The organism is Sphingobium sp. B11D3D, from assembly GCF_025961755.1.
Lineage (GTDB): Bacteria > Pseudomonadota > Alphaproteobacteria > Sphingomonadales > Sphingomonadaceae > Sphingobium.
Map to the genome: position 1 here is coordinate 1,295,247 of NZ_JAOQOG010000001.1, position 19,164 is coordinate 1,314,410.

General features: G+C 64.2%; 16 protein-coding genes. 9 read left to right on the forward strand and 7 right to left on the reverse strand.

Going from position 1 to position 19,164, the window contains the following annotated elements; translation table 11 throughout:
* Positions 1-7 precede the first annotated feature (7 nt).
* The 6 genes from pstB to M2334_RS06180 form a co-directional block, all read right to left on the reverse strand.
* Positions 8-790 (reverse strand): phosphate ABC transporter ATP-binding protein PstB, encoded by a 783-nt coding sequence (gene pstB, locus M2334_RS06155; protein ID WP_181560145.1) that lies wholly within the window; start codon positions 788-790, stop codon positions 8-10.
* Positions 784-2,076, reverse strand: coding sequence for a phosphate ABC transporter permease PstA (gene pstA, locus M2334_RS06160; RefSeq protein WP_264578500.1), 1,293 nt, complete (start codon positions 2,074-2,076; stop codon positions 784-786). The genes pstB and pstA overlap by 7 nt, the downstream gene beginning before the upstream one ends.
* A complete protein-coding gene (pstC, locus tag M2334_RS06165) occupies positions 2,073-3,455 on the reverse strand; it encodes a phosphate ABC transporter permease subunit PstC (protein ID WP_264578501.1) in 1,383 nt (460 codons plus the stop codon). Before pstC ends, pstA begins: the two co-directional genes overlap by 4 nt.
* Positions 3,456-3,532: 77 nt before the next feature.
* Positions 3,533-4,567, reverse strand: a complete 1,035-nt coding sequence (locus tag M2334_RS06170; protein WP_264570821.1) for a substrate-binding domain-containing protein — start codon at positions 4,565-4,567, stop codon at positions 3,533-3,535.
* 80 nt (positions 4,568-4,647) lie between these two features.
* Positions 4,648-5,937, reverse strand: a complete 1,290-nt coding sequence (locus M2334_RS06175; protein WP_264578503.1) for a sensor histidine kinase — start codon at positions 5,935-5,937, stop codon at positions 4,648-4,650.
* A 72-nt stretch (positions 5,938-6,009) separates the two neighbouring features.
* Positions 6,010-6,684 (reverse strand): HAD-IA family hydrolase, encoded by a 675-nt coding sequence (locus M2334_RS06180; RefSeq protein WP_264594197.1) that lies wholly within the window; start codon positions 6,682-6,684, stop codon positions 6,010-6,012.
* A 167-nt stretch (positions 6,685-6,851) separates the two neighbouring features.
* Here M2334_RS06180 and glmU point away from each other — a divergent pair, with 167 nt between their 5' ends.
* From glmU to M2334_RS06215, 7 genes are all read left to right on the forward strand, one after another.
* Entirely contained in the window at positions 6,852-8,168 is a 1,317-nt protein-coding gene (gene glmU / locus M2334_RS06185; RefSeq protein WP_264595375.1) for a bifunctional UDP-N-acetylglucosamine diphosphorylase/glucosamine-1-phosphate N-acetyltransferase GlmU, read from the forward strand.
* A gap of 343 nt (positions 8,169-8,511) precedes the next feature.
* Positions 8,512-8,772, forward strand: a complete 261-nt coding sequence (locus tag M2334_RS06190) for a ribbon-helix-helix protein, CopG family (RefSeq protein ID WP_181560140.1) — start codon at positions 8,512-8,514, stop codon at positions 8,770-8,772.
* Positions 8,769-9,137, forward strand: coding sequence for a type II toxin-antitoxin system VapC family toxin (locus tag M2334_RS06195; protein WP_264594198.1), 369 nt, complete (start codon positions 8,769-8,771; stop codon positions 9,135-9,137). The genes M2334_RS06190 and M2334_RS06195 overlap by 4 nt, the downstream gene beginning before the upstream one ends.
* A gap of 20 nt (positions 9,138-9,157) precedes the next feature.
* Positions 9,158-10,981: a glutamine--fructose-6-phosphate transaminase (isomerizing) gene (gene glmS, locus M2334_RS06200; protein ID WP_264605008.1), complete on the forward strand. Its 1,824-nt coding sequence runs from the start codon at positions 9,158-9,160 to the stop codon at positions 10,979-10,981.
* 559 nt (positions 10,982-11,540) lie between these two features.
* Positions 11,541-11,870, forward strand: a complete 330-nt coding sequence (locus M2334_RS06205) for a hypothetical protein (protein ID WP_264605009.1) — start codon at positions 11,541-11,543, stop codon at positions 11,868-11,870.
* Between the two features lie 32 nt (positions 11,871-11,902).
* The gene (locus M2334_RS06210) at positions 11,903-12,796 is read left to right on the forward strand and encodes a hypothetical protein (protein WP_264605010.1); all 894 of its coding nucleotides are present in this window, start codon (positions 11,903-11,905) and stop codon (positions 12,794-12,796) included.
* Complete coding sequence (locus M2334_RS06215) at positions 12,793-13,830, forward strand: tetratricopeptide repeat protein (protein ID WP_264605011.1); 1,038 nt, start codon at positions 12,793-12,795, stop codon at positions 13,828-13,830. The genes M2334_RS06210 and M2334_RS06215 overlap by 4 nt, the downstream gene beginning before the upstream one ends.
* Positions 13,831-13,917: 87 nt before the next feature.
* On the opposite strand, the gene M2334_RS06220 is transcribed toward M2334_RS06215, so the two are convergent.
* Positions 13,918-14,583, reverse strand: a complete 666-nt coding sequence (locus M2334_RS06220; RefSeq protein WP_181560757.1) for a GntR family transcriptional regulator — start codon at positions 14,581-14,583, stop codon at positions 13,918-13,920.
* 111 nt (positions 14,584-14,694) lie between these two features.
* Between M2334_RS06220 and M2334_RS06225 the strand changes: the two genes are divergently transcribed.
* Together M2334_RS06225 and M2334_RS06230 are read left to right on the forward strand one after the other, a co-directional pair.
* Positions 14,695-16,419 carry a CocE/NonD family hydrolase gene (locus M2334_RS06225; RefSeq protein ID WP_264605012.1) on the forward strand — a complete coding sequence of 575 codons (1,725 nt, stop codon included), beginning with the start codon at positions 14,695-14,697 and terminating at the stop codon, positions 16,417-16,419.
* Positions 16,420-16,466: 47 nt separating this feature from the next.
* A complete protein-coding gene (locus M2334_RS06230; protein WP_264605013.1) occupies positions 16,467-19,151 on the forward strand; it encodes a TonB-dependent receptor domain-containing protein in 2,685 nt (894 codons plus the stop codon).
* The last annotated feature ends 13 nt before the right edge of the window (positions 19,152-19,164 follow it).

Sequence of the window (19,164 nt, forward strand, 5' to 3'; positions counted from 1 at the left end):
GCCGATGTCAGCCGTAGCGTCCGGTGATGTAATCCTTGGTGCGCTCTTCTCGCGGGTTGGTGAAGATTTCGGTCGTCGGCCCCTGTTCCACAAGCTTGCCCAAGTGGAAGAAGGCCGTCCGCTGGGAGACGCGCGCCGCCTGCTGCATGTTATGCGTTACGATCACGATGGCGTAGTTGCCGCGCAGCTCCAGGATCAGCTCCTCGATCTTGGCGGTGGCGATCGGGTCGAGCGCCGAGCAGGGCTCGTCCATCAGGATCACTTCCGGGTCCACGGCAATCGCGCGCGCAATGCACAGGCGCTGCTGCTGGCCGCCCGAGAGCGCGGTGCCGCTCTCGTTGAGGCGGTCCTTCACTTCCTCCCACAGGCCGGCGCGGCGCAGCGACTTCTCGACAACCTGATCGAGGTCGCTCTTGCTGGCGGCAAGGCCGTGGATGCGCGGCCCATAGGCGATGTTCTCATAGATCGACTTGGGGAAGGGATTGGGCTTCTGGAACACCATGCCCACCCGTGCGCGCAACTGCACCACGTCCATGCCGGAGGCGTAGATGTCCTGCCCGTCGAGCGTGATCTCGCCCTCCACCCGCGCGCTTGCAACCGTATCGTTCATGCGGTTGAGCGTGCGCAGGAAGGTGGATTTGCCGCAGCCCGAGGGGCCGATGAAGGCCGTCACATTGTCGAGGTTCACATCGATCGAGACATTGTCGATCGCCTGCTTGTCACCATAAAAGACCTTGACGCCGCGAGCGGACATCTTGGGTGCGCTGGTCTGCATATCGGCCATTACCATTTCTTCTCGAATTTGTTGCGCAGGAAGATCGCGATGCTGTTCATCGTGAGCAGGAACGCCAGCAGCACGATGATTGCGGCGGAGGTCTTTTCAATGAAGCCCCGGCCCACTTCGTCCGACCACAGGAAGATCTGCACCGGCAGCACGGTGGCGGGATCGGTGAAGCCGCCCGGCGGCTGCGAGACGAAGGCGCGCATGCCGATCATCAGCAGTGGCGCGGTCTCGCCAAGCGCGCGGGCCATGCCGATGATCGTGCCGGTGAGAATGCCGGGCAGGGCCAGCGGCAGCACATGGTGGAAGACCACCTGCACCGGGGAGGCGCCGATGCCGAGCGCCGCATCGCGGATGGAGGGCGGCACGGCCTTGATGGCATTGCGCCCGGCGATGACGATGACCGGCATGGTCATCAGCGCCAGCGTCATGCCGCCGACCAGCGGTGCGGAGCGGGGCAGGTGCATCACATTGAGGAAGATGGCGAGGCCAAGCAGGCCGAAGATGATCGAGGGCACCGCCGCCAGATTGTTGATCGACACTTCAATGAGGTCGGTCCAGCGATTGCGCGGGGCATATTCTTCCAGATAGAGCGCGGCGAACACGCCGATGGGGAAGCTCAGCGCGAGCGTGATCACCATCGTGATCAGCGAGCCCTTGAGTGCGCCCCAGATGCCGACCATGGTCGGGTCCGTGCCATCGCTGCCGGTGAGGAAGCCGATGTTGAAGGCGGTCGAGAGCGCGCCGGCATCGCCGAGCTTGGCGACCAATGCCTCATCGGCGGGCGTGCCGTCGCTCTTCATCGCCACGTCCAGGCCGGTCGAGGCGGGGAGGTTCACCGTGGCCTTGCGCTGGAGAATGGTCGGATCGCTGATGATCGCCTTGCGCAGGGTGAGCACGGCGTTGGGCGAGAGGATCTGGGTCTCGGGGAGGCCGAACGCCTCCCTCGTGGCCTGCTCCAGCACCGCCGGCAGATTGGCACTGGCCAGCGCCTGCTCGGGGTTGGTCGCAAGCACCGCCGGATCGATCAACGCGGGCGAGCGCGGGAAATCGATGGGCACGGCGACTTCCGTCTGCGTGAAGCCGCGCAGGCCATTGCCCATCATCGAGATGAGCAGGAAGGCAAGGAAGCCTGCCGAAACCAGCACGGCGGCCATGCCCCACAGGCGGAACCGGCGCTCGGCGGCGTAACGGCGCGCAATGCGGCGCTTCATCGCATCGCCGCGCCAGTCGGTCGGCACCCGTTCGGCGCGGTCGCTGGCCGCAGCCCGGTCGAGAACAGTCTCGCCGCTCATTCGTAAGCCTCCCGATATTTCTTCACGACCCGCAGGGCGACGATGTTGAGCAGCAATGTGACGACGAACAGCACCAGCCCGAGCGCGAAGGCGGCGAGCGTCTTGGCACTGTCGAATTCCTGGTCACCGGTCAGGAGCTGGACCATCTGGGTGGTCACGGTCGTCACGCTGGAGAAAGGATTGAGGGTGAGGTTGGCGGCAAGGCCGGCCGCCATCACCACGATCATGGTCTCGCCAATCGCGCGGCTCACGGCGAGCAGCACGCCGCCAACGACGCCGGGTAGCGCGGCGGGGATCAGCACCTTGCGGATCGTCTCGCTGGTCGTCGCGCCCATGGCGAGGCTGCCGTCGCGCATCGATTGCGGCACGGCGGCGATGCTGTCGTCCGCCATGGAGGAGACGAAGGGGATGATCATGATGCCCATCACGAGGCCCGCGGCCAACGCGCTCTCGGAGGATGCATTGGAAATGCCGAGCGAGACCGCGAGGCTGCGCAGCGCCGGCGCGACGGTCAGCGCCGCGAAATAACCATAGACCACCGTCGGAACGCCGGCGAGCACCTCAAGAATGGGCTTCATCCACTTGCGGGTCGTCGGGCGGGCATATTGGGTGAGGTAGATGGCGCTCATCAGCCCGAGCGGAATGGCGACGATCATGGCGATGATGGCGCCAATGAATATCGTGCCCCAGAACAGCGGCACTGCGCCAAAGGCGTCCTCATTGCCATAGCCCATCGCGGCCGATTGCGGGCTCCAGTTGAGGCCGAACAGGAAGTTGAATGGGTTGACCATCGAGAAGAAGCGCATCGATTCAAACACCAGCGAGGCGACGATGCCGGCGGTGGTGACGATGGCGATCAGCGAGGCGCCGAGCAGCGACCACATCACCACCTTCTCGACGCGGTGGCGGGCGGTGAAGGCGGGGCGCACGCGCGAGAGGGCATAGGCGCCGCAGGCGAAGGCCAGGATCGCGGCGAGGATCGCGCCCATGGTCGAATAGCGCGTCGTCGCGACGCGATAGGGTTCGACCAGCTCCGTGGCTTGCGGATTGAAGGCGGCGGCCTGCGACCCGGTGGCAATGGACTGTGCTTCGGCGAGGATCGCGTTGCGGGAGAAATCGTCGGTGGGCAGGCTCTGGGCTGCGGGCGTAGCCAGCACCGAGTCCGCGATCAGCGCGGGCATCACATTCGCCCAGACCGCGAGGAAGGCGAAGGCCGGCAGCATGGTCCATAGCGCGACATACCAGCCATGCTGGGTGGGGCGGCTGTTGGTCGCGAGACGACCGACTTCCGCCTGCAGCCGGGTGGCGCGTGCTCGGGCGATGATCCAGCCGATCACCCCAAGCGCGCCTATGATCAGGACGATCATTACGCCGGTCATTCGCTCATACCCCTTTGGCCATTAAACCTGGCAGGAACCGGTGGCGGCAGCGCGCCGTCACCGGTTGGATTGTCCGATCAGTGCAGTTCGTCGCCGTTCAGCACGGTGAGGTTTGCGATGCGCTCGGCATTGGCCGTGCGCACATCCTCGGGCGCGGCGACCATGCCACGGCGGGCCAGCGCGCCATCGGGTGCCCAGTTCTTGGCGAAGGCTTCCATATAGGCCTTGAGGCCCGGAATGGCCGCGAGATGGGCCTTCTTCACATAGATGTAGAGCGGACGGGCACCGGGATAGGAGCCGCCGGCGACGGTTTCATAAGTGGCTTCCTGGCCGTTGATGGCAATGTCGCGCACCGTGTCGCGATTGGCCTCGAGGAAGGAGAAGCCGAAGATGCCGACCGCATCGGGATTGGCATTCAGCTTCTGCACGATCAGATTGTCATTCTCGCCGGCATCGACATAGGCGCCGTCCTCGCGGATCTGCGTGCAGAGCTGCTTGTGCTTGTCTTCATCCTTGGCCTTGAGTTCCTTCATGGCCGGGTCGGTGTCGCAGCCCGGGGTCAGGATCAGCTCGGCCAGCGAATCGCGCGTGCCGGAGGTCGAGGGCGGGCCGAAGACGGAGATGGCAATGGCAGGCAGCGAGGGGTCGATGTCCTGCCAGGTCTTGGCCTTGTTCGGGCCCTTGCCATAGGGATTGGCGGCCAGCGCTTCATAGACCTGCTTGGTGGTCAGCGCGATCTTGGGGCCCTTCACGGATTCCGCCAGCGCCAGGCCATCCAGGCCGATCTGGATTTCGATGATCTCGTTGACGCCGTTTGCCTTGCACGCCTCGAACTCGGATTTCTTCATCCGGCGGGAGGCGTTGGCAATATCCGGGTTCTGGGCGCCGACGCCCTTGCAGAACAGGCTGATGCCGGCACCGGTGCCGGTGGATTCGATGATCGGCGCTTTCATGCCGGGATTGTCATTCTGGAAGAGGCGCACTGCCTCCTGCGCGAAGGGATAGACAGTGGACGAGCCGACAGCGCGGATCTGATCGCGCGCGCCGCCACCGGGCTGGTTCTGGCAGGCCGCGAGCATGAGCAGGGACGCGGCGAAAAATGCGTGACGCATGGACTGGTCTCCGGGAGGCGCTTGTGTTGCCCGGCGTCGCCTTAGAACCGGGTTCCTCGCGCCTCTGTGACGTTTCTGTTTCACTTTTGTGACTCGGCCACCCCGGCAGGTGCGGCCCGGGTGGTGCCGGCCGCAGCGTCTTCGCCCGCAAGAGCGCGGAAGACCGGCAGTTCCACCCGCACGGTGGTGCCCACGCCGACCTTGCTGTCGAACTGAAGAATTCCGCCATGGCGCTGCACGATGTGCTTCACGATGGCGAGGCCGAGGCCCGTTCCGCCCATCGCGCGGCTGCGGCTTGAGTCGATTCGGTAGAAGCGCTCGGTGAGGCGGGGGAGGTGTTCGGGCGGAATGCCCTCGCCCTGATCGCTCACCGCCAGGAGCACCATGTTGCGCTCATGCGGAGCGGCCCGCACCATCACCGCCGTGCCGGCCGCGCCATATTTGAGCGCATTGCTGATGAGGTTGTGAAGCAGCTGGCTCAACTGCGCACGGTCGCCACGGACCGGCGGCAAGTCCGGGTCGACCTGCGTCACGATATCCTGCCCGCGCTTGTTCTGCCCCTGGCGGAAGACCTGCACCACTTCCTCCACCAGCGGGGCGAAGGCCACCGGCTGGTCGGGCGAGCGATATTTGTCCGCCTCGATGCGGGAGAGGGACATGAGATCGTCCACCAGCCGCTGCATCCGCCGCGCCTCGCCATCCATGATGGTGAGGAAACGTTCGCGGGTGGCCGCATCGGCGCCCGCGACCGGGTCGCGCAGGGTTTCGATGAAGCCGAGGATGCCGGCCAGCGGTGTGCGCAGCTCATGGCTGGCATTGGCGACGAAATCCACGCGCATCCGCTCGGCGGCCTGCTTGTCGCTCTGGTCGAACAGCAAGGCGAGCAGGCGGCCATTGGCAATCGGCTGAATGTCGAGCGCCCAGCTTTGGCCAGCGGCGCCCAGGCCGATGATGTCAACGCGGGCGGGGGCCTGCGCCTGATTGGGGCCGGTGAGCAGATCGATCGCGGCCGGGTGGCGCAGTGCCAGCCGCACGTCCTGCCCGATGATGTGGCGGCCGAGCAGCGCCAGCGCGGCGTCATTGCAGCGCTCGATCCGCCCGCGCTCCACGATCAGGCTCGGATGCGGCAGGGCCTGGAGCAGGGTGTCGATCTGGCTGAGGCTCGCGCCATTCGCGTCAGGCGCAGGTGCCGAGATCAGGGACGGCGTTGCGCGGCGCTCCAGCGCATCGAAGAGCAGCGCGACGCCGAACAGGCAGGCCACCGCCGAGGTCAACGTGGCTTCCGCGCTGCCGGTCAGGGCATAGACGATGACGGTCGCGAGGGCCCCCGTCAGCAGCAAAATCCAGATCGAGCGATCGACGCGGGCCATGGCCACCCCGTAGATGATTCGCACTGCCAGCGCGATTCCAAAGATCGCGGCGCTCGGAAAGCGAGGAGGGGCTCAGACCGTCCAGCGCTCCAGCAGCGGTATCAGCTCGTCATAATGGTCGATACCGGCATCCGCGCCAATCTCTTCCGCCGTGCAGGGCACGAAGCCGAAGCTGACCGCAATCGAGGGGATGGCAGCAGCACGGGCGGCCAGCGTGTCATTGTCGGTATCGCCCAGGAAGATGGTGCGCCCGCCGCCCGCCTTCTCGACCATGTCGAGCAGCAGATCGGGCAGCGGCTTCATCCGGTTGGGGCCGAGCGTGTCGCCGCCGACGATAGCCGCGAAACGGGGCGTAAGGCCGAGCTGATCGAGAAGGCTGCGCGCCAGCGCCTCGCGCTTGTTGGTGCAGACGGCCAGTCGCACCCCGCGCGCGGAAAGTGCGTCCATGGCATCGATCAGGCCCGGATAGGGCTGGGTATGTACCGCGATGTTGGCGGCATAATGGTCCAGCAGGATCGGCAGCAGCGCATCGACCATCGCCTCGTCTTGCTCGCCCGATTCCTGTAGTGCCCGCGCCAGCATGCGCCGCGCGCCCTTGCCGATGAACGGGCGGATGGTCTCGACCGGAAAGGGGCCGTAACCGCGCGTGGCGAGCGCATGATTGACGGCGGCAGTCAGGTCCGCGCCGGTATCCAGCAGCGTGCCGTCAAGATCGAAGCCGACGAGGTCGAAAGCAAAGTTGGTCATCGCTGCCCCATGCCTTCTGGGCAGTGGCGCGATCAAGTCAAACATGGCAAGGCTTGCCTGCCCTGTCCTGATCGCCCCTCGATCTCGCCAACAAGAGAGTGCCCGTGCCCGATCCGATCAACCGCCCGCTTGCCGTTATCATTCTTGCTGCCGGCCAGGGGACGCGCATGAAGTCGGCCAGGCACAAGGTGCTGCATCCGCTCGCTGGCCGCCCGATGCTGCTCCACCTGCTGGCAAGCGCCGGCGCGCTCGATCCGGCGCGGCAGATCGTCGTGGTCGGCGCCGGGCGTGAGCAGGTGGAGGCCGCCGTGGCCGGTCGCGGGATCGACATCGCGGTGCAGACCAAACAGCTCGGCACGGGCCACGCCGTGGCGCAGAGCGCGGCGGCGTTACAGGGCTTTGCGGGCGATGTGCTCATTCTCTACGGCGATGTGCCGCTGGTCCGCGCCGAGACCATGCGGGCGATGATCGCGCGCCTGCATGAGGATGATGCGCCGGCCTGCGTCGTGCTCGGCTTCCGCCCGCGCGATCCCGCCGCCTATGGCCGCATCATCGCCACCGCCGATGGCCGCATCGGCAAGATGGTCGAGTATAAGGACGCGACCGAGGCCGAGCGCGCCGAGGATCTGTGCAATTCCGGCCTGATGGCCGTGCGCGCCGAGGATCTGTTCGCGCTGCTCGACCGGGTCAGCAATGACAATGCGGCGGGCGAATATTATCTGCCGGATATCGTGATGCTCGCCGCCGTCGACGGGCGGGCGAGCGCGGTCATCGAGACGAGCGCGGATGAGGTCGCCGGCGTGAACAGCCGGGCCGAACTGGCGGCGGTCGAGGCGAGCTGGCAGCAGGCGCGGCGCGCGGAAGCGATGCGCGACGGTGTGACGCTGGTTGCGCCGGAGACGGTGTTTTTCGCCTACGATACGGTTCTGGGCCGCGACGTGACCGTCGAGCCGAATGTGATCTTCGCCCCCGGCGTGGTGGTGGAGGAGGGCGCGACGATCCATGCCTTCAGCCATTTGGAGGGCGCGCATGTGGGCCGCGATGCCTCGGTCGGGCCGTTCGCGCGTCTGCGGCCCGGCGCGCGGCTGGGCGAAAAGACCAAGGTCGGCAATTTCGTCGAGATCAAGAAGGCCGTGCTGGGCGCGGGGAGCAAGGTGAACCATCTCTCCTATGTCGGCGACGCGCAGGTGGGCGAGGCGGTGAACATCGGTGCCGGCACGATCACTTGCAACTATGACGGCTATTTCAAGCACGAAACAGTGATCGGCGACCGCGCCTTTATTGGCTCCAACAGCGCGCTGATCGCGCCGGTGCGGATCGGCCGGGATGCCATCGTCGCGGCAGGCAGCGCCGTCTCGCGCGATGTCGGGGACGGAGAGCTACGCTTGGTCCGCGCGGAACAGTTCGTGAAGCCGGGCTGGGCCGATCGCTTCCATGACGCGATGCGCAAAAAGAAAAGTGCGGCGCACAAGAAAGACAGCTGAGGCACTTGCCATCCGGTGGCATTTTATCGACGAACCGAGGAAAATTTCTGCGGGATTGTCGAAAATGTCCAATCGCCCTGGCAGCATTTTTGAGAGGGTCGAGCCCAGCAGATGAGCAGCGATCCTTCGTGGGACACAATCGGCTTTGCCCGGTTGTGGGGAGTGCAGCGCTGATCATCGATCCTTATCGGTGCGAGCCGAACCTGTCCGTGGGAAATGCGCCGCCCGGTGCATTTGGGCAGTTGGGATAGGAAAGAGGGCGGCCAGCTATGTGGTTCGCCCTCTTTTCTTGCGTGGCCGAGGCGCGCATTGACATGATATCACGATATGATATCAATATATCATGCGCTTCCTGGCTGACCTTTCCGACGACGATGTGAAGTGGCTTGAGGAGCAGGCCGCGCAGCAGGGGACATCCCGCGCGGCCATCCTCCGCGAGGCCGTCAGCAGCTATCGTGCCGCCCAGTCAATGCAGGGAGTGGAGCGTTTTTTCGGCCTCTGGGCGCAGCATGGCTCGTCAGTGGATGGGCTAGCCTATGAACGTCACGCCCGTGGCGAGTGGGATCGGGACTGGGAGAGCGCCGAGGGCGCACCTCAGCCGTGAGCGAGTTCTACTTCGACACCAATATTCTTATCGATGCGCTTCATGAACGCCCGCAGGCCTGGGCGGAGCTGCAGCGCGCCCGTCGGCCGTGGATCAGCCGGATCAGCTGGATCGAGATCATGGCCAGCGCCCCGGACGGGCTCCATTCCGAGACCGAGCGCTTTCTGGACCTTTTCGCGATCGCGGAAGTGAGCGAGGAAGTGGGGCGGCGGGCCGCATCGCTTCGGCAGCAGCGCCGCTCGCTGAAATTGCCTGATGCCATCATTCTGGCGTCGGCCCAGTTGAGCGGGCGCATATTGGTGACGCGCAACAGCAGGGATTTCCCGGCCAATATGCCGGGCATCCGCATCCCCTACACGATCTGAATTCAAGGAAGGCTCACCCCATGTGCGGAATCATCGGCATCGTCGGCACGCAGGATGTTGCGGAGCGCCTGCTCGACGGGCTGCGGCGGCTCGAATATCGCGGCTATGATTCCGCCGGCGTCGCTACAATCGTGGATGGCCGGATCGAGCGGCGGCGGGCCGAGGGCAAGCTCGTCAATCTTGCCCGTGTGCTGGCCGCCGAGCCGCTGGCGGGCGCGACCGGCATTGCCCATACCCGCTGGGCCACCCATGGCGCGCCGACCACGAGCAACGCGCACCCCCATGCGACGGACGAAGTCGCGGTGGTCCACAATGGCATCATCGAAAATTTCAAGGCGCTGCGCGATGAGCTGATCGGGCGCGGGCGGGTGTTCGCCAGCGAGACCGATACGGAGGTCGTCGCGCATCTGGTCAGCGAACTGGTCGAGCAGGGCGCTTCACCGCAGGACGCGGTGAAGCAGGTGCTGCCCCGTCTGCATGGCGCCTTCGCGCTCGCCATCCTGTTCCGTCGCCATCCCGATCTGTTGATCGGCGCGCGCCTCGGATCGCCGCTGGTGGTCGGTCATGGCGATGGCGAGACCTATCTCGGGTCGGATGCGCTGGCGCTGGCCCCGCTCACCCAGCGCATCGCCTATCTGGACGAGGGCGACTGGGTGGTGGTGACGCGCGCGGGCGCGCAGGTGTTCGACCGGGCCAACAATCCCGTCGAGCGCGCGGTCACCATCTCCGGCGTGTCCGGTGCGATGATCGACAAGGGCAATCATCGCCACTTCATGCTCAAGGAGATTTACGAGCAGCCCGTGGTGGTGGCGCAGACGCTGCGCAGCTACCTCCGGCGGATCGACGATACGCTCTCGCTGCCGATTCCGGACTTCGACCTGTCGGCCATCGGCCGGGTCACGATTGTGGCGTGCGGCACCAGTTTCTATGCCGGCATGGTCGCCAAATACTGGTTCGAGCAGTTCGCGCGCGTGCCGGTCGATCTCGATTTCGCCTCGGAATTTCGCTATCGCGAGCCGGTGATGGAGGCGGGCGGCCTTGCCCTCTTCATCTCCCAGTCCGGCGAGACGGCCGATACGCTCGCGGCGTTGCGCCATGCCAAGGCGGAAGGGCAGAAGATCGCCGTCGTCGTCAACGTGCCGACCAGCTCGATGGCGCGCGAGGCGGATTTGCTGCTGCCGACCCATGCCGGGCCGGAGATCGGGGTCGCCTCGACCAAGGCCTTCACCTGCCAGCTTGCCGTGCTCGCCGCGCTCGCGGCCAATCTCGCCCGCGCCAAGGGGCGGCTGACGCGCGCGGAAGAGCAGCGGATCGTCGGCCATCTGGCCGAGGCCCCCGCCGCGATCAATCAGGCGCTGATGCAGGACGAAGCGATCCAGGCCCTCGCCCCGCACATCGCGCCCGCGCGGGACGTGCTCTATCTGGGGCGCGGCACCGATTATCCGCTGGCCCTCGAAGGCGCGCTGAAGCTCAAGGAAATCAGCTACATCCATGCCGAAGGTTATGCGGCGGGTGAAATGAAGCATGGCCCCATCGCGCTGATCGACGAGGCGGTGCCGGTCATCGTCATCGCGCCCTCAGGCCCGCTGTTCGAGAAGACCGTCTCCAACATGCAGGAAGTGCAGGCCCGCGGCGGCAAGGTCGTGCTGATCTCGGACGAGGAGGGCATCGCCGCCGCCGGCGAAGGCTGCCTTGCCACACTCGCGCTCCCCAAGGTCCACCCCCTCATCGCGCCGATGGTCTATGCCGTGCCCGTGCAACTTCTCGCCTACCACGTCGCGGTGCTCAAGGGCACGGACGTGGACCAGCCCCGGAATTTGGCGAAGAGCGTGACGGTGGAGTAGGTTCGACCTCTGAGTGTGGCCCCTTGCGGCGCATATAGTTTTTCAGATGGCGATTTAAAATTCGCCGATTTTGAGTTTGCGACAATTAAAATCGTCAGACTATTCCTAAATAAAATCCGTATTTAATCATCAGTACCTTCAAAAGGTGCATCTTGGCGAAAGGGATATCTACCATTTTGCCGCGAAAAATTCGGTAAGAAATTGCTCGATTTCAGCCGAAGGCTACCGCTGATGTCAACGATGAGGCACTGCATGCCCGTGGCCGGGTGGTCAGCATCTCAGCAAGAATGATAATACAGATCGGCCATGCACCGGACCTCCGGTTTTGACGCCGATCCGCCAGTTGCGCCGGGTGGCTGCTGCTCATTCGTGCCCATGCAACCACGGCATCTTACGGGCCGCCGAAGTAGGGTGTGCGTGTTTCCATCCGCCGTCGTGCCAACGGTGGCGGCGCACGGTTGGACGATCGATTGGGGAAAACAGTTTCATATCCTGCGCATAGGTGGCCACAAGAGCCTGTTTCCGCTTGTAGAGGTCTCATCCTATGCTCATGATAACAATGCTGGTCGCTGCCGCTGCCCCACCGCAAGACGTGGTGACGGCAGATCCTGTCGCCGGCATGCTGCCCGCCGGCATCGGCGAAGATGAGGTCGCGATTGCCGGGATCACGGATAGCGCCGTTCAGAAGTGCGTTCGGTTTTTCGAAGAGGAGCTGGCGCCGGAGGCGGGCATGCGTATCGACCGCAGTGCGATGACGTCCAGCCCGGAGCAAGGGCAAATCTGGCGGGCAGATGCGGTGAGCGTGCAACCGCCCCTGCGCGCGTCGCGGTTCACCTGTACCAAGGATGGCAAATCCATTGAGCCGCTGGGTGCGCCAGAGGCGGAATAGGCCGGCGAATGACCATGAGGAAAGGACAGCTGTTGAACGGCAAAATCGGTACGTTGCTATGCGGCCTGCTCGCGCTGGCGCCGATGGCCGCCCAGGCGCGCTCCTCACAATGGTGGTTCGTTGCGCAGGGCGCGGACCGGGTTCTGTTCGTCGATGTGGGCTCCATCGAGCGTGAGGGCGATATCGTCCGGTATCAGGCCAGCCAGGTGATCCGCGATCCCAATAATCCAGCGGCCCTCATCCGCGCCTATATGGTGACCGATTGTAAGAAACGCACCGAAAGCTGGGATATGGCGATGCGCTATGACGCTGAGGATCAACGGCTCGACGAGACCGCGGTGCGCTTTCCGACCGAAGCCGTTCTGCCCGACACAATCGGCGATGCGCAATTGCAGTTCGTCTGCGCCGCGGATCATGCGCAGGGCGACGGCTTCCCGCTGCAGATCGACGAAGTCGCTTTTGCCGAGGCCCTGATCGCTGACACCCAGGCGTCGGAAAGCCCGAAGGCGATCCACGAACGCATGCGCCTTGATCCCAAGGTGCCGGTCATTCGCTCGATGGCGCCCGGCGTTGAAACCTTCGGCACGCCGCAGATCGCGCTGGCGGGACATGCCGTCGTTCCGCCACGGGATTATGCGAAGGGTGTGCAGATCCCCATCGTCAGTGATTATGACACGGATGTGGTCGGGCAGATTTACGACATTGCCTATCTGGGCGTGCAGAATGGCGAGTTGGTGTTCGAGAAGCGCGGCTACAGCATCGACGACCTCGCTCATGCCGGTTCCGGCCAGCCCATGCGCTTTCCCCGAGCGCAAAAGACGGTTCATATCGGCGATTTCATGATCGACGTGCTTGAAGCTACGCCGCAATCGCTGCGCTTTCGCGCACAGCTCGTCCGGGACGGGGCCGGGGGACAAGGCGGATGACGCCGACCTTGCGGCCCATGGTCGTCCTCGCGCTGCTAACCGCCGCCGTGGCGCTTCCTGCGCAGGCGCAGGAAGCCGCGACAGCAACGCAAGCGCCACCGGAAATGGAGCCGTCACAGGAGGACGCGCCGACCTCCGTGCCTGACCTTGTCACGCGCTGCGACGGAGAGGATGCGGACAGTTGCGCCGAACTGGGCGAGCGTTACCGTGAAGGCCGGGGTGTCGGCCGCGATCTGGTGCGGGCGACCTATTTTGCCGGCAAGGCGTGCAATCTTGGTGACATGGCAAGCTGCACCATGGCCGGCTTCGCTTATGGGCAGGGGCAGGGCGTTGCCCTGTCCATGGACCGAGCCACCGCTTATTACGCCTATGCCTGCCGGAGCGGCGATGCCACCGGATGCTCGAACCTGGGCCTCGCTTATATTCGCGGGGATGGCGTTGCGAAGGACGACGTCCGCGCTGCTGATCTCTTCCGGGAAGCCTGCGACAAGGGATCGTCCGACGGATGCATGAACCTCGGCGCTGCCTATTCGCTGGGCAAGGGATTGCGCCGGAATCATGCAGAAGCCGCGCGCCTGTTCCGGCAGGGCTGCGACGCGGGCGATGACAAATCATGCTATAATCTCGGCGTTCTCTATCGGGACGGCCTCGGCGTGCCGCGTGACTATGTGCGGGCTACAGAATTGTTCGAGAAGACGTGTCAGGCTGACGACGCGAGCGCCTGCGGCAATCTCGCGATGATGATCCATCGGGGCCAGGGAGTCCGTAAAGACCGTAGCGGCGCGCTCGATATGTTCGACAAGGCGTGCGGGCTCGGGGAGGCGGAAAGCTGCTTCATGCTCGGGAAAGCTGAGCTGGAGGGGACGCAAGGTCGGGATCGCAATCACGCGCGCGCGATTGCCTTGCTGGAGCGATCCCTGAAGCTGGACCCGAAGGCTTCCTTCGCCGGCAAGGCGAGGAAGGCGCTTGCCGACGCACGCGCTGCCGCAAGCGCTTCAAGCGCGGTCGAGGATGGCGGAGTGGAACAGCGCTGAGGTTCGCGCCCCGGGTTGATCGCGGGTTAGCCGATTCTTTCAGTGGCCACCGTTCTTGACAATCGATGAGCACCGCTCTCACGACCCTCACCGATAAAATTCACTCTCGATTTTTGACAGTGTTTTGAACCCGTCACCGATGTGGCTGCGCATGGCCGTTTCGGCCGCATCGGCCTCTCCGGCCAAAATGAGGCGCAGCATGTTCTGGTGGTCCGCGTTCGCGGTACGCAGGCGCTCCTCGTCGTAGAAACTCTCGAACAACATTCGGTGAATGGGAACATTCAGGCGTTTGAGCAACTCGGCAATGACCGTGTTGCCGGAGCCCTCCACAATGAGTCGATGCCACTCGATATTCAGCCGCCCAAACTTATCCGGCGCCCGATCGTTCACGCATTTGTCGAGTTGCTCCTGGACGATGCACAACTGGTGCTTCTGTTCCTCCGAGGCGTTTCGTGTGAAGTCGGCGGCGCAGATACCTTCTAAGGCAAGACGCGCCCGATAAATTTGCGCAGCTTCCTCAAGGCTGGTGCTTCGGACGGATGCACCGCGGAATTCCTCGATCAGCACCAGGCCTTCGCCTTCCAGCCGCTGCAACGCTTCGCGCACCTTCGACCGACTAGCGCCGGTTTGCCGGATGATGTCCACTTCGACCAACCGCTGGCCGGGCACAAAACGGCCTGTGCGGATGCGGTCACGCACCCAGTCGGCGACCTCGACGGCCGAGGGTGCCCGCTTGTCCAACTGCTCGTTCATGTGAGGAACGTCTAATCTCCCGACAATATTGTCAACAATATTGTCATCTGTTTTTTGATTGCATCCGGCCGGTTGATCGCTGATGAAATTGTCAACAATAGGAGAGCGGGGATGCGGGCGGTTGGATGGATCGGCGTGCTGGCTGCTGTTACGGCAGCCGTGCCGGGTCCGGCTAAAGACTATGCAGACGTGCAGCGTACCTCGCTCTACGTGCCTGTGCGGGACGACACGAAGCTGGCCGTCAACATCTATCGACCGGCCAGTGACGGCAAGGTGGAAGAAAAGCGCCTTCCGGTCATCTTCGTGTTCACGCCCTATCGCGCTCGTTTCAAGGATAAAGACGGCGCGATCAGGGAAGTCGCGCTGGAGGACGGCCTGGCGCTGCGCTCGCTGATTTCCGCCGGTTACGTGGTCGCGGTCGCCGATATTCGCGGCAAGGGCGCGTCCTTTGGCGCGCGCCGGGGTTTTCAGGACCGCACCGAGGCGAAAGACGGCCATGATCTGGTCGAGTGGTTGGCGAGTCAGTCCTTTTCCACCGGCAAAGTCGGCATGATCGGATGCTCCTATCTGGGGGGTACAACATTTCACACCGCGACCACTGCGCCCCCGGCGCTCAAGGCGGTGTTCGTCGGCGCGTCGGACCTCGACAAATATGCCTTCGTGCGGCGCGGCGGCATCACCGCCCAGTTCAACACCCGGCCGGACGAGCCGTTGAGCGACGATCTGGCGAGCGTCCCGGTCGATGGCGACGCGGACGGGCAGCAGCTTAAATCAGCCGTTGCCCAGCATGCCCAGAACACGCCGATGGCCGCGCTCTGGTATGGAATGCCCTATCGCGACAGCGTTTCCGCCTTCACTGGAAATCGCTTCTGGGAGGAAGTCGGCGTCTATAATTATCTCGACGCGATCCAGCGGGCGGGCATCGCCACTTATTTCTGGAGCAACTGGCATGACGAGCCAACGGCCCAGTCCATCTTAAGCGCGGCGAACCTCAAGGGATCGAAGTTTCTCGCCGGGCCTGGCAGCCACTGCGTGCCGCCGCCTGGATTCGACTTCACTGGCGAAGTCGTGCGCTATTTCGATCATTATCTCAAAGGCGCGGACAACGGCATCGAGAAAGAGCCGCGTGCGACTTATTGGGTCGAGGGATTGGACGGGAAAGGTGGCTATGCCCGCTCCGACGCGTTGCCGGGTGCCAACGTCACGCCAATGCAGTGGTTCCTGAACGGCGGTCGCAGTGGCACCGCGCGATCGGTGAATGACGGAACGCTCGGTGCAAAGCCGGATCGCGCGGGCGCGGACAAGTTCACGGTGCGCTACGACTTGCCCGGCGCAGACTATTTTGCCTTCTGGGCCAAGCCCATGGACGACAAGGGGCTGAGCTATACCAGCGCCCCGCTGGACAAGCCGCTCAAGCTGATCGGCTATCCGGTCGTGAACCTGCGCGTCTCGGCGGACAAGCCCGATGCCGATGTTTTCGTCTATCTGGATCAGGTGGCGGCCGACGGAGAGGCGGAGGTCGTGGCCTTCGGCCGGCTGGCACTCGCGCATCGCAAGACTGGCAAGGCACCCTATCACGTCATGGGTCTGCCCTGGCACTCAGGGCGCAAGGCGGATGTAGCACCTCTCCCGGTCGGCCAGCAGGCCAATCTGGCGATCGATCTGACGCCGGTGTCGCGGATCGTGCCGGCTGGCGCGCGTTTGCGCGTCACCATCGCCGGTGCGGACCCCCGCCAGCGCAATCTCAAGGAAATACAACAGACTCCCGCCCCGGTTTTCACGGTCGAGCGGGGCAGCGCGGGCGGCTCCTGGGTCAAATTGCCGGTCGCGAACTGAGACGTCGATTAAACATAAAAGCCGCAGGGGCGGCGAGGGAGGTTGGGATGAGCAAGGATTATAAGGGCGGGATCACTCTAGGAACGGCACTGAAGCTGGGCAGCAGCCTGATGGCACTGGCTCTGCCCGCCATGGCGATGGCGCAGAACGAGGAGGGGGCAGCGCCGGACATCGTCATCACCGGCAGCCGCGTGCGCGGCGAAGCGCCGGTCGGGTCGACCGTCACCACACTTGGCCGGGCCGAGATGGAGGCCTCGAGCGCGATCACCGTCGATCGTATGATTAAGGAGATTCCGCAGGTCTTCGACCTCGGTGTCTCGGAAAATTCGCGTGGCCAGTCGGGCGGAAGCGGCAACATCACTTATGGCAACTCGGTGAACCTGCGCGGCATCGGGCCTTATGCGACGCTGGTGATGATCGACGGGCACCGCGTGACCAACAACAGCCGTTCGATCGATCCGTCGGTACTGCCGTCGCTGGGTGTCGAGCGGGTCGAGGTGGTCGCCGACGGCGCATCCGCCATCTACGGTTCGGATGCGGTCGCGGGCGTGGTGAATCTTATTCCCCGTCGGTCACTCGACGGCGGCGAGGTGTTCGCGCGCTCGGGCATATCGTCGCGGGGCGACTTCCATGAGACGACGCTGGGCGCCGCGCTTGGCAAGGTGTTTGAACGCGGGCAGATCATGGTCGCCTACGAGCATGTCGAGCGCTCGAACCTGAGTGGCGATGATCGCGGCTTCTTTACCAGTAACCAGACTGGCTTCGGCGGCGGGGATTACCGGATCGTGCGGTGCGCCCCGGGTAACATCAATGCGAACGGTACGACCTACGCCATCCCGGCGGGGGGCGTGACCCAAGCGACGGCAGGATCGCTGGCGGCAGGCACGCTCAACAGGTGCGACGAGCTGGACAATCAGGATCTCATTCCGGAGCAGCGCTACGACTCATTCAATAGCACGGGTCGCTTCGACCTGACCGACTGGCTGAGCGTCTTCTATGACGGCTTCTATTCAAAGCGTAATTTTTACCGGAATTCCGCCTATTCCAACGCGCGCCTGACGGTGCCGCAGACGAACGCCTTCTTCGTGCGGCCTGCTGGCTTTAGCGGGACCAGCTATACACTCGACTATAACTTCGGCAGCAGCGTGCCGATCAATGACTCGTTCGGTTCTGCGGAAAGCTGGCAAATCACGCCCGGCCTTCGTGCCAAGCTGCCCCATGACTGGGAAGCCGAAGTGCTGTTCGGCTATGGCAAGACCAGTGATTTCTCAGGCTCTTATCACGGCATCAATAACGCCGCGCTGAACGCTGCGCTCGCCAGTAGCAACCCCGCGACGGCGTTTGACCCGTACAGCCGTGGTCGCACAAGCGCCGCAGTGCTGGCCGGGATTTCCGACCAGATCTTCCTGGCTCCAACCAATGGCCACCTGAAGACCTATGAAGGTCGCCTCAACGGCTCGCTCTTCGCGCTGCCCGGCGGCGACGTGAAGCTGGCGGCGGGTTATGAGCGGCAGGATTTCAACGTCGCGCTTGGCTCCGCTCGCGGCGGGCCGACGACGCCGATTACCTACCGCCATTTCGGCCGCGAGGTGGACTCCTTCTATGGCGAACTCTACATCCCGATCTTTGGGGCGAACAACGCGGTTCCCGGTTTCGAGCGGCTGGAACTCAACGCCGCCGTGCGCCACGACAAGTATAGTGACGTGGGCAGCACCACCAACCCCAAGTTCGGCCTGAACTGGCAGCCGGTGCGCGGCGTCAAGCTGCGCGGCAGCTACGGCACGTCGTTCCGTGCGCCGACTATCCCGGAGATTTACGGCAACTCGAACAACATATTCGGCCAGAGCTACCAGAACCCGGCGGGCGGTGCGCCGCTGCAGGGCTATGCGCTTTCCGGTCCCAATCTGGACCTGAAGCCGGAGACGGCGACCACCTGGTCGGTCGGCTTGGACTTCGAGCCCACATCGAATCTGAGTTTCGGCGTCACCTATTGGGATGTCAAATATGAGAATCAGGTGCTGGCCAACCTCTCCAACCTCACCATCCTGGGTAACGAGGCGCAGTATGCCGGCACGGGCATCATCCTGCGCGGATCGGCGGCGGCGGCGCGGGTGCAGCAGTTGCTGAGCCAGGGCGTCGCGCTGGCCGGAGGTTCCTTCCCCGGTGGTGATCCGGCCAATGTGACGCTGTTCGTGGACGGACGCAGCCAGAATCTGGGCGTGTCGATCACGCGCGGGATCGACTTCAGCGGAACCTGGAAAGCGGACATCGGTGCGGACGACCATCTGCTCTTGAACGTGTCGGGTACCTACCTCACCAAATATAACATCGCCGTGACGCCAGCCGCGCCGCTGGTCGACCGGCGCAACGTCATCTTCAATCCGCTCAAGTTCAAGGCGCGGGCCAGCATCACCTGGGATCACGGGCCACTGAGCGCGCGTGTTCTGGCCACGCATGTTGGTGGATACACCAACAACCTTTCCAACCCGGTGCAGTCCGTGAAGAGCTACACCCCTGTCGACTTGACGCTGACGTGGCGCATCGGGGACCCGCAGGCGACCGGCTTCTTCGAGAAGGGGCTGACGCTCGCGATGGAAGTGCGCAACGTCTTCGATATTGCGCCCCCCTATGTCAATCTGGCGCCCAACGGCAATGGCGGCGGTGGCTATGACGCGACGGCGAGCGATCCCATTGGGAGGCTCTTCGCCGTCAGCGTGCGTAAGTCCTTCTAAGGGAGCTGAGTTA

Excerpts from the sequence above, each read along its gene's own strand:
- glmS (WP_264605008.1), top strand. The coding sequence starts at position 9,158 with ATGTGCGGAATCATCGGCATCGTCGGCACGCAGGATGTTGCGGAGCGC.
- M2334_RS06175 (WP_264578503.1), bottom strand. The coding sequence starts at position 5,937 with ATGGCCCGCGTCGATCGCTCGATCTGGATTTTGCTGCTGACGGGGGCC.
- M2334_RS06220 (WP_181560757.1), bottom strand. The coding sequence starts at position 14,583 with ATGAACGAGCAGTTGGACAAGCGGGCACCCTCGGCCGTCGAGGTCGCC.
- M2334_RS06205 (WP_264605009.1), top strand. The coding sequence starts at position 11,541 with ATGCTGGTCGCTGCCGCTGCCCCACCGCAAGACGTGGTGACGGCAGAT.
- M2334_RS06190 (WP_181560140.1), top strand. The coding sequence starts at position 8,512 with ATGCGCTTCCTGGCTGACCTTTCCGACGACGATGTGAAGTGGCTTGAG.
- M2334_RS06225 (WP_264605012.1), top strand. The coding sequence starts at position 14,695 with ATGCGGGCGGTTGGATGGATCGGCGTGCTGGCTGCTGTTACGGCAGCC.
- pstB (WP_181560145.1), bottom strand. The coding sequence starts at position 790 with ATGGTAATGGCCGATATGCAGACCAGCGCACCCAAGATGTCCGCTCGC.
- M2334_RS06230 (WP_264605013.1), top strand. The coding sequence starts at position 16,467 with ATGAGCAAGGATTATAAGGGCGGGATCACTCTAGGAACGGCACTGAAG.
- M2334_RS06180 (WP_264594197.1), bottom strand. The coding sequence starts at position 6,684 with ATGACCAACTTTGCTTTCGACCTCGTCGGCTTCGATCTTGACGGCACG.
- M2334_RS06170 (WP_264570821.1), bottom strand. The coding sequence starts at position 4,567 with ATGCGTCACGCATTTTTCGCCGCGTCCCTGCTCATGCTCGCGGCCTGC.
- pstA (WP_264578500.1), bottom strand. The coding sequence starts at position 2,076 with ATGAGCGGCGAGACTGTTCTCGACCGGGCTGCGGCCAGCGACCGCGCC.
- M2334_RS06215 (WP_264605011.1), top strand. The coding sequence starts at position 12,793 with ATGACGCCGACCTTGCGGCCCATGGTCGTCCTCGCGCTGCTAACCGCC.
- pstC (WP_264578501.1), bottom strand. The coding sequence starts at position 3,455 with ATGACCGGCGTAATGATCGTCCTGATCATAGGCGCGCTTGGGGTGATC.
- glmU (WP_264595375.1), top strand. The coding sequence starts at position 6,852 with ATGAAGTCGGCCAGGCACAAGGTGCTGCATCCGCTCGCTGGCCGCCCG.